The 8,724-nt window shown below is 38.6% G+C and carries 9 protein-coding genes and 1 riboswitch; of the genes, 6 read left to right on the top strand and 3 right to left on the bottom strand.

All coding sequences use genetic code 11. The features are described 5' to 3' along the window. Nucleotides 1-116: 116 nt before the first annotated feature. A riboswitch (THF riboswitch) is annotated at nt 117-231 on the top strand. 53 nt (nt 232-284) lie between these two features. From QUF07_RS12450 to xerS, 6 genes are all read left to right on the top strand, one after another. Beyond that, the gene (locus QUF07_RS12450; RefSeq protein WP_217162985.1) at nt 285-815 is read left to right on the top strand and encodes a folate family ECF transporter S component; all 531 of its coding nucleotides are present in this window, start codon (nt 285-287) and stop codon (nt 813-815) included. A gap of 88 nt (nt 816-903) precedes the next feature. Beyond that, nucleotides 904-1,251, top strand: coding sequence for a dihydroneopterin aldolase (gene folB / locus QUF07_RS12445; protein WP_217162986.1), 348 nt, complete (start codon nt 904-906; stop codon nt 1,249-1,251). Further along, a complete protein-coding gene (gene folE, locus QUF07_RS12440) occupies nt 1,251-2,309 on the top strand; it encodes a GTP cyclohydrolase I FolE (protein WP_217162989.1) in 1,059 nt (352 codons plus the stop codon). The genes folB and folE overlap by 1 nt, the downstream gene beginning before the upstream one ends. Nucleotide 2,310: 1 nt before the next feature. Next, nucleotides 2,311-3,621 (top strand): bifunctional folylpolyglutamate synthase/dihydrofolate synthase, encoded by a 1,311-nt coding sequence (locus QUF07_RS12435; RefSeq protein WP_217162990.1) that lies wholly within the window; start codon nt 2,311-2,313, stop codon nt 3,619-3,621. Further along, entirely contained in the window at nt 3,605-4,453 is an 849-nt protein-coding gene (gene folP, locus QUF07_RS12430; RefSeq protein ID WP_217341634.1) for a dihydropteroate synthase, read from the top strand. Before QUF07_RS12435 ends, folP begins: the two co-directional genes overlap by 17 nt. An 819-nt stretch (nt 4,454-5,272) precedes the next feature. Next, a complete protein-coding gene (gene xerS, locus QUF07_RS12425; protein ID WP_217341635.1) occupies nt 5,273-6,361 on the top strand; it encodes a tyrosine recombinase XerS in 1,089 nt (362 codons plus the stop codon). A 21-nt stretch (nt 6,362-6,382) separates the two neighbouring features. Here the strand turns inward: xerS and mutY are convergent, their stop codons facing one another. The 3 genes from mutY to msrB all read right to left on the bottom strand — a co-directional run bounded on the left by mutY (nt 6,383) and on the right by msrB (nt 8,566). Continuing rightward, entirely contained in the window at nt 6,383-7,498 is a 1,116-nt protein-coding gene (mutY, locus tag QUF07_RS12420) for an A/G-specific adenine glycosylase (RefSeq protein ID WP_289427672.1), read from the bottom strand. A gap of 110 nt (nt 7,499-7,608) precedes the next feature. Further along, complete coding sequence (gene msrA / locus QUF07_RS12415; protein WP_217162998.1) at nt 7,609-8,127, bottom strand: peptide-methionine (S)-S-oxide reductase MsrA; 519 nt, start codon at nt 8,125-8,127, stop codon at nt 7,609-7,611. 10 nt (nt 8,128-8,137) lie between these two features. After that, the gene (gene msrB, locus QUF07_RS12410; RefSeq protein ID WP_289427670.1) at nt 8,138-8,566 is read right to left on the bottom strand and encodes a peptide-methionine (R)-S-oxide reductase MsrB; all 429 of its coding nucleotides are present in this window, start codon (nt 8,564-8,566) and stop codon (nt 8,138-8,140) included. Between the last annotated feature and the right edge of the window lie 158 nt (nt 8,567-8,724).

Genomic DNA, 8,724 nt, shown 5'->3' with positions numbered 1-8,724 from the left:
TTCTAACGAGAAACAAAAAATCTGTCATCAGTAATAGATAAAATCTATTACCAACAACAGATATTGTAGAACCTTTTATTTGAATATGATAAGCTTTAATAGTTACATAATTAAATATTGGGGTAGGATTCAATGCGTTAAGTGTCGAAGGAACGGAATGTGAACTTCGAACGAAAGCTAAAGAGCTTCGACTTGTTCTTTAACTGCGGTGTTGTTTCCGCATTCACCAGCTTATTTAGACATTCTAAATAGTGGTGAGCTCCTTTAGAGGAGATGTCAGCATTATGAAGTCATTATCACTAGGTTTTAGGAAGCTCAGAACATTGGATGTTGTCGTGTTAGGTGTCTTAATGGCACTTGCGCTGATATTGGGTCGATTTACGGTTGGAACCCAATTTATGAGACTGAGCTTTGGCTTTATCGTAGTTGCAATCACCAGTTACTTATATGGACCATTGTGGTCTTCAACGACGGCAGCATTGGGTGATATTATTGGGACGCTTATTTCTGGCAGTCCATACTTTCCTGGTTTCACTGTTTCTGCTATTTTGGGAGCGGCCATTTATGGTTTCTTTTTCTACAACAAGGAAATCACTTGGAAACGTGTTATTGTGTCTCAGCTGATCATTGCTGTCCTTGTGAATGCGGTCTTGAATACATTTTGGCTAACGGTTCTTTACAAAACGCCTTTCTTCGGGTTGCTACCAATGAGAACATTGAAGGAAGTTATTATCACTCCAATTCAAATCGCAATTTTATACTTTATTATGAATTCGAAATCATTTGAGATGATTAAAAATCGCCTCTTAAATTGATTACCGTGACGACACACAGTACACGTTTAACGTTGTACTTGTGGGCCGTCTTTTTGTCCTATGATATTTATAAAAAAGGAGTCGAATAATGTACACAATCAAGTTAAATAATATGGCGTTTCATTCACATATTGGTGTTTTACCAGAAGAGCAGGTGGTGGGGCAATCACTTCAGATTGATTTGATTACGCAAATTGAGGCGGACCCCAAGCACGATGAGTTGGCAACGACTGTTTCTTACGGCGACTTTTATCAAAAGGTGCAAACCATTGTCACCAATCAGCACGTTAAACTAATCGAAACTCTGGCTCAGATGATCATCATCCAAATTAAGACATTGGATCCCCGAATCGGAAAAACAACTGTTAGAATCAGAAAACTTGGGCTGCCGATTGATGGCGTCCTAGACAGTGTTGAAATTGAAATGGAGGATTAATGATGGAAGAAGTTTATTTAAGTCTGGGAAGTAACATTGGTAATCGGCAACGTTATATTAATAACGCGATTCAAATGCTTGGCAATAATTCCCAAATTATCATTGACGATGTCGCAAGCTACTATGAAACATCACCAGTTGGTAATGTTTCTCAGCGATCGTTTATTAATACGGCGGTGAAAATCACCACTAATCTTGATCCAGAATCATTATTAAGTGTGATTCACACCATTGAAAAGAGTCTTCGGCGAACACGAAAAGTTCATTGGGGACCCCGGACGTTAGATATTGATATTATCTTTTATGGAAACCAAGTGATCAATAGTGACGATTTACAGATTCCTCACCCAGAAACATTTAACCGAAAATTTGTGCTTGTTCCAGTTAAACAATTAATCCAACGGACATTCCCGTACTACGAACAAATCAATACAGCTATTTCAAAGCTTGATTCCCAAGAGCAACGATTAACCAAAGTTCCAGATACTGATAATAGTCAAGATACCATTGAAAAAGCAATTACCGATATTCTGGCAGCAATTGGAGACGATCCACAACGTGACGGGCTCGTTGAGACACCTAATCGGGTGAGTCGTATGTATAGCGAAATCTTTTCTTCAGTAGGATTGAAAGATTTTTCAGATTATAAATTGTTCCATTCTGAAGAATCTGGCAAGTCTAAAATGGTGATCATGAACCACATTCCATTTTATTCAATGTGTGAGCATCACCTGATGCCATTTTTTGGGACCGTTAATGTGGCTTACGTTCCAAATAACGGAACCATTATTGGACTGAGTAAGATCCCCAGACTAGTTGATTTTGTATCACACAAGTTAACATTGCAAGAACAAGTAACGGATGATATTGTTGATCAACTGAATCAAATTCTGTCACCTAAAGGAGTCGCAGTCGTGATTGATGCCCGCCACATGTGTGTTGAAATGCGGGGAGTTAAGAAATCCGGCTCAACAACAAGAACAGTCCGGTTTGATGGTGATTTTGATGATAACGCACCACTGCAAAACGAATTTTTGAGCTCAATTGAGGTAAACTAAAATGGCAGACACAAAATTTGCTTCTTTTTTATACGATCAAGGTGATCGGATTACGCTTCTGAAGCGAATCCTAACGAAACTTGGAAATCCGGATCAAGATTTTTCAATCATCCACGTTTGTGGGACTAATGGCAAAGGGTCAACCTCCATGATGATTGCCGCCTGTTTGGAGACTATGGGTCAAAAGGTAGGGTTATTCACCAGTCCTTTCATTGGTGATCAAACAAATAGCATCCAAATTAACAGTCAATCAATTAGCCAATCCCAATTGGCTGGATTAACTGGTTTAGTGAAAAATATGATGGTTACACCGCAGTTTGCAAACGATGAGTTGTCCGATTTTGAAGCATTGTTCCTCATTGCGATGCTGTATTTTTCTAACCAGTCAGTTGATTATGTGGTGCTTGAATGCGGCCTAGGTGGTGAATTAGATGCAACCAACGCCGTCACCACAACTCAATACTCGATTTTTACAGAAATTGGTTTGGATCACGTTGGCATTTTGGGTAGTACGATTGAAAAAATTACTGCAACCAAGTCGAAGATCATTCGGCCTGGCAATACGACCATTATTGCGCCGCAACATTCTGATGCTGTTAACCGGATTATTCGCGAAGAAGCCAGGTCCAAAGGTGCTAAAGTGATTGATGCTGGTCGCTTTGTCAATGTCAAATATCAAAAATTGAATAGTCAACTTATCATCGATTATCAGACGACAAAATTAGCTGGGACATTTAAATTTGGCTTAATAGCTGATTACCAACTCGAAAATCTTCGAACAGTTTTAACCTGGTTGATTAATTTTTTCCAGTCAGCTAACACAACTTTAACGATTGACGAAATATTGGAACACTCCTTGAGCCAAATAAGTATTCCAGGTCGTTTTGAAATGATCAATGAGTCACCAGTGATGATTGTTGACGGTGCGCATAATTTAGACGGCATTAGATCATTCGTCGACAGTGTCAATACAAATTTTGAAAGCTTAAAAAAAGTCATCGTTGTTGGTTTTTTAAAGGATAAGGATTATCAGGATTCAGTCGATCAATTGTCGAGGATCAAACATGCCACTTTCATTATCTCTGAACCAGCTAATGATTCTAGAAAATTGTCAGGCGAGCAATTACGGCAAACGTTTTATAACACAACGCACATCAAATATCCAGTGATTAAAGATCCAATTGATGCCATTAATGCTGCAAAAATCCAAAGTGGCTCATTAGATTTAGTTGTTGGATCCTTTTATTTGTTAAACCCAATCAGAACCTACATCAAAAGTTTGGAGGATAACACCCATGACAAAACAAGCTGATCATCACTTTACAGGCAACAACTTTGACTTTAATCTGACAAAATCGCCAATCATTTATTCCATTTTGAATTTAACCCCGGATTCCTTTTATGACGGTGGGGTAAATTCAAGTGTTGATAAGGTATTGGATCGAATTGAAACAGAGATCAGGTACGGCGCTTCGATTTTTGAACTTGGTGGCAAGTCTTCCAAACCACATTTTGATGATATTAGTGCAGACGAAGAATGGGGGAGAATTGAACCTTATTTGACAGCCATTCAGCAAAAATTTCCTAAGATTGTGTTGGCACTAGATTCAAATACCGATGAAGTAATCGAACGTGGATTAAAATCTGGTATTCAGATCATTAATGACATCGATGGTTTTAATTCCAATAAAAAGCTCCAATTGGTTCAGCAATATCATCCGTCAGTTGTCACCATGTTCAATGGTCGAAACTTTGATGAGCAACCGGATACTTTGGTAACAACAATGACAGATTTTTTCCAAGATTCTATCGATCGACTTCAAGAAGTTGGTCTGAGGAAGTCGGAAATTGTGATTGATCCAGGTGTCGGTTTCTCTAATCACAATACATTAGAATTTGATACCATCAAAATGAAAGCAACAAAACGGTTTGCGAGTTTTAACACGCCAGTGATGGTTGCCATTTCCAGAAAGAGTTTTGCAAAGCGATTATTCGACTTGGAATTATCTGATCGCTTAATTCCGACGTTGCTGTTTGAATCCTTTATGATACAACTTGGCGGTCGTGTCATTCGGGTTCATGACGTGAAAGAAACCAAGCAGTTGATTGATACGTTTAATTTGTTTAAAGACAAATTGAGTTAATTCAAGTTGCAAAAAAGAAGCTAGTTATGCAATAGGTGAGCGTTTAAATTGTGTGATGGGCTTTTTTCTTTTTTTACTTTACATAATATATATTATACGAAGTAGCTAAATTTAAAAAATATGGTCGATACAGGCCTAATCATTCATTTCTACTTAGCAGTTATTGATCATATCTGTCTTTCCATTAAACTGGTTAAACATCACGTTCTCAATTGTTAAGACTTGCAGAAAGTCAGCTGCAGACTCAGCAAAGTTCACAAAAACTTGTTGATCAATTATCTGTCTTCATTGTTAAAGCATGACGCTCAACACGTTTCCTTAACACGATATTTGGTAAAATGCCGTTTAACAGCCTTGAGCGCTTAATGCTACCATTTTTATTAGTATGGCAATATCCGGATACTTCAGAAAGTTATTTTGAAGATTCATAGTGCTGCTTTTTACGATATCCTGTTACTTCAAATTAAGACTTCTGTATTACTTAATCACTTACAAATTCTGATCCATTCCGCAAAACCGTTAATATGGTATTTCTAAGGAGTTGTGTAAATACGCCTCGCTTGATGGTTTTCTGAGCTAAGCTATTTTAAAATAGGTTAACGGAAAATACGCTTATTTCACACCGAATTGTGTCAGAAAATTACCCTGGACTGTCACTAATTTCCTCTCGTTTTTTAAGGATGTGAAAACAATTATATGGTAAAATATAACTTAATAAAACCAATATTTTATTAAGTTATCTATCTCAACAAAAGTAGGTACCTCTTAATTTCTAACCATATTTCGAATTAATTAATGCTTATTTTAAGGTGATTTTACATGAAAAAAGAAAATTATATTTCCAATAACGAACAACTCAGTCAACTAATGCCATCTTACGTTCAGGATTACTATCTTGAAAAGTCCACCGTTCCACTGTCACCAGCTACCCTCTATCAATATCTCAATGAGTTTAAGCGATTTTTTACTTGGATGATTGATACTAATATTACGGACGCTTCTGCCATTAATAACATTTCTCTTACTGAGTTAGAACATCTTTCAAAACAAGATATGGAGCTTTATAAGGCATTTTTGCTGAATCGTGGCAAACAAAGTGCTAACAAACCTCAGGGAACACTTTCTCATCAGACAATTAACCGCTCTCTAAATGCGCTGAGTGCCCTTTTTCGCTACTTAACGGAGGAATCAGAAAATGAGAATGGTGAGCCTTATTTTTACAGAAATGTCATGAAAAAGATTGCTTTAATACCAGATAGTGAAACATACCAGACTCGTGCCCATAATATTAAAGACAAGTTGATGCTTGGCAACGCGGATGTTGATTATTTGGATTTCATTCAGAATCGCTATCCCAAACAACTCCGCGGCAAACGGCTGTTGAAGATGTATGAACGCGACCGTGAACGTGATGTGGCGATCAATGCCTTAATGTTGGGAACCGGTATTCGAGTATCAGAATTAACAAATTCAAATCTGAGTGATCTAAACTTAAAGAAAGCAATTATTTCAGTTATTCGTAAAGGCGGCAAACGAGATGCCGTGCCAATTGCAGACTGGGTGTTACCTTATATTGAGCCATATTTATCGATTCGCACTAATCGTTATCTCGCAACAAAGGCCACCCCTGCCCTCTTTCTTACAAAGGGGGAGCACCATCCGCGTCGGATTTCCACAGCCACGATCGAGTTATTAGTTGCAAAGTACTCTCAGGCATTTAACCATGTGAGAATCACTCCCCATAAATTAAGACATACATTAGCATCTAAGCTTTATCTTGAAACAAACAATGAGCACTTGGTTGCAACTCAACTGGGCCAAACGTCAACAAAGGCAACCGGGCTTTATACGCACATTATTGATACCAAGCAAAAAGCTGCCCTTGATGAATTGCATCGAGATCATTAACAAGGTGATGCTCGAACGTTTCTAAGGAGTTTTGACTGATCTTTCGTACTTCAACCACATTTTTGATTGTACCTTGGAAAAAGTCATCGTTTCAAAGTCCGTAGTTGGAATCCATTTGCCGGGGAAAAAACTCAGGTCGGAATCTGCTGGTAACTCACCTGATAGCAACGTGATCTGCCACTTTTGATGCGTAAATGTGTGACTAACCAGCTGATGATCAATTTCTGATAAACGGACCTGAAGTTGGTAATCTGCCGCAAGTTTGTCCTGCAACCGTTGGGTTAAGACCTGCTTTGAACTGGGTTGATCATTTATTAATTCCTGTTGGTTAATTAGTGGAAACATCCAAAAGCCCGCTAAGATTCCTTTAGCTGGTCGTTGTTCAAATAAGTAACCCTTTGCGGAATGAATCACCAATCCAAAGTAATTGACTGGGATTGGTCTTTTTTTCTTCGTCTTAACAGGATATTGAGATTCAACCCCATCTAGGTAAGCCTGGTTGAACGCTTTGACCGGTGATTGACTCGTATCATAGTTCGTTGCCGTCATGTAACCTGCGCCTAAGTCCATGATTGCCTGATTAAAATCACCAGGTCGATCTTTGGAAATGATTTGGTTAATGATCTTTTCAAAGATTTTTCGGGTTTGCGGTTTTGCAATATCATCGTCAATTTCTAATAGCCGAGCAAAAACACGAAATGCATTTCCATCCACAGCGGCAACCGGCTGGTTAAATGCAATACTAGCAATTGCGCCAGCCGTGTATGGACCAATTCCACTTAATTCTTGAAGCTCACCAACAGTTGTTGGCCACTTTCCCTGATAATCATCCACAAGCTGGTGGGCCGCTCTTTGCAAATTTCTGGCACGACTGTAATATCCCAAGCCTTCCCATGCTTTCATTAACTTTGGTGTATCGGCGTTTGCCAGCGACTGGATAGTTGGAAATTGCTTCATGAAATTCAAATAATAAGGAATGACCGTCTGAACTTGAGTTTGCTGAAGCATGATTTCTGATATCCAGACATGATAAGGATCATGATCTTTGCGCCAAGGGAGATCTCGTTTGTGATGGTCACACCAATCAAGTAAAGTCTTTTGAAATGCTTGAATTTGTTTTGGGGACCAGGTAATCATGGATAATACCGCCTTTCAGATGATGCTTGATTGTTCATTGGATCTTCGAGATTTATGTAAAAAGCAGCCAACCAATCACGTCAAGTGTGGTGGTTAGCTGTCTCAAACCATTACTTTTGCCAATTCTGTTTAATAAACTTCTCACGTCCACCCATTTCTTCCATTTGAAAGCGTAACGGATTCTTTTTGTAAAACTGTTGGTGCTCATCTTCTGCCGGATAAAATGGTTTCGCATCTTCTATTTGGGTCACGATTGGGTCATCAAATTGATTACTTTCTGCCAACGCTTTTTTAGATGCTTCAGCGATCTGTCGCTGTTCATCATCTTTAACAAAAATCACTGGGCGATAATTGTCACCTCGATCTTGAAACTGACCCATTGCATCGGTTGGATCCGTCTGGTGCCAATAAATATCAACTAATTGTTTGTAACTAATTTTTTCAGGATCGAAAATGATCTTAACCGCCTCAGTATGGCCGGTGGTATGACTGCTGACCTGCTCATAAGTTGGGTTAGGCACATGACCACCTGTATAACCTGAAATGACCTTGTTGATTCCAGGCATGGTGTCAAATGGTTTTACCATACACCAGAAGCAACCACCAGCAAAAATCGCTGTATCTTCCATGAATTTCACCTCATTTAAATAATGTCGTATATTTACCATATCCTGATTCTACAAGTTTTTCAACCGGAATAAACTTTAATGCAGCAGAATTAATGCAAAAACGTTGGCCACCGGCTTCTTTCGGGCCGTCAGGAAAAACATGTCCAAGATGAGAATTGGCATCCTTACTGGTAACTTCTTCGCGAATCATGCCGTGCGATGTATCTAAATGGCGCTTCACAGTTGACTCATCGATTGGTTTTGTGAAGGAAGGCCAACCACATCCCGAATCATACTTATCTGTAGATGAAAATAAAGGTTCTCCGCTGACAATGTCAACGTAGATGCCATCTTGGTAGAAATCGTCATATTGACCGGAAAATGGGGCTTCAGTTCCCTTTTCTTGTGTCACGGCATATTGTTCAGGGGTTAAGTGATTTTTTAGCTCATTTTTGTCCATTAGAGTCCTCCATTAAAATAGTGAGAATACCGACTTCTGGTATATAAATTGTGCACAATCTAACATTTAGTATAGAAGTATTTTGGTTCTACAATATCTGTTGTTGGTAATAGATTTTATCTATTACTGATGACAGATTTTTTGTTTCTCGTTAGAAT

The organism is Lentilactobacillus sp. TOM.63 (assembly GCF_030361045.1).
GTDB classification, from domain to species: Bacteria; Bacillota; Bacilli; order Lactobacillales; family Lactobacillaceae; genus Lentilactobacillus; species Lentilactobacillus dabitei.
Note: the sequence above shows the minus strand (reverse complement) of the source record. Positions and strands in the feature narration are given on the sequence as shown.

Excerpts from the sequence above, each read along its gene's own strand:
- QUF07_RS12450 (WP_217162985.1), top strand. The coding sequence starts at position 285 with ATGAAGTCATTATCACTAGGTTTTAGGAAGCTCAGAACATTGGATGTT.
- folE (WP_217162989.1), top strand. The coding sequence starts at position 1,251 with ATGATGGAAGAAGTTTATTTAAGTCTGGGAAGTAACATTGGTAATCGG.
- folP (WP_217341634.1), top strand. The coding sequence starts at position 3,605 with ATGACAAAACAAGCTGATCATCACTTTACAGGCAACAACTTTGACTTT.
- QUF07_RS12435 (WP_217162990.1), top strand. The coding sequence starts at position 2,311 with ATGGCAGACACAAAATTTGCTTCTTTTTTATACGATCAAGGTGATCGG.
- msrB (WP_289427670.1), bottom strand. The coding sequence starts at position 8,566 with ATGGACAAAAATGAGCTAAAAAATCACTTAACCCCTGAACAATATGCC.
- msrA (WP_217162998.1), bottom strand. The coding sequence starts at position 8,127 with ATGGAAGATACAGCGATTTTTGCTGGTGGTTGCTTCTGGTGTATGGTA.
- xerS (WP_217341635.1), top strand. The coding sequence starts at position 5,273 with ATGAAAAAAGAAAATTATATTTCCAATAACGAACAACTCAGTCAACTA.
- mutY (WP_289427672.1), bottom strand. The coding sequence starts at position 7,498 with ATGATTACCTGGTCCCCAAAACAAATTCAAGCATTTCAAAAGACTTTA.
- folB (WP_217162986.1), top strand. The coding sequence starts at position 904 with ATGTACACAATCAAGTTAAATAATATGGCGTTTCATTCACATATTGGT.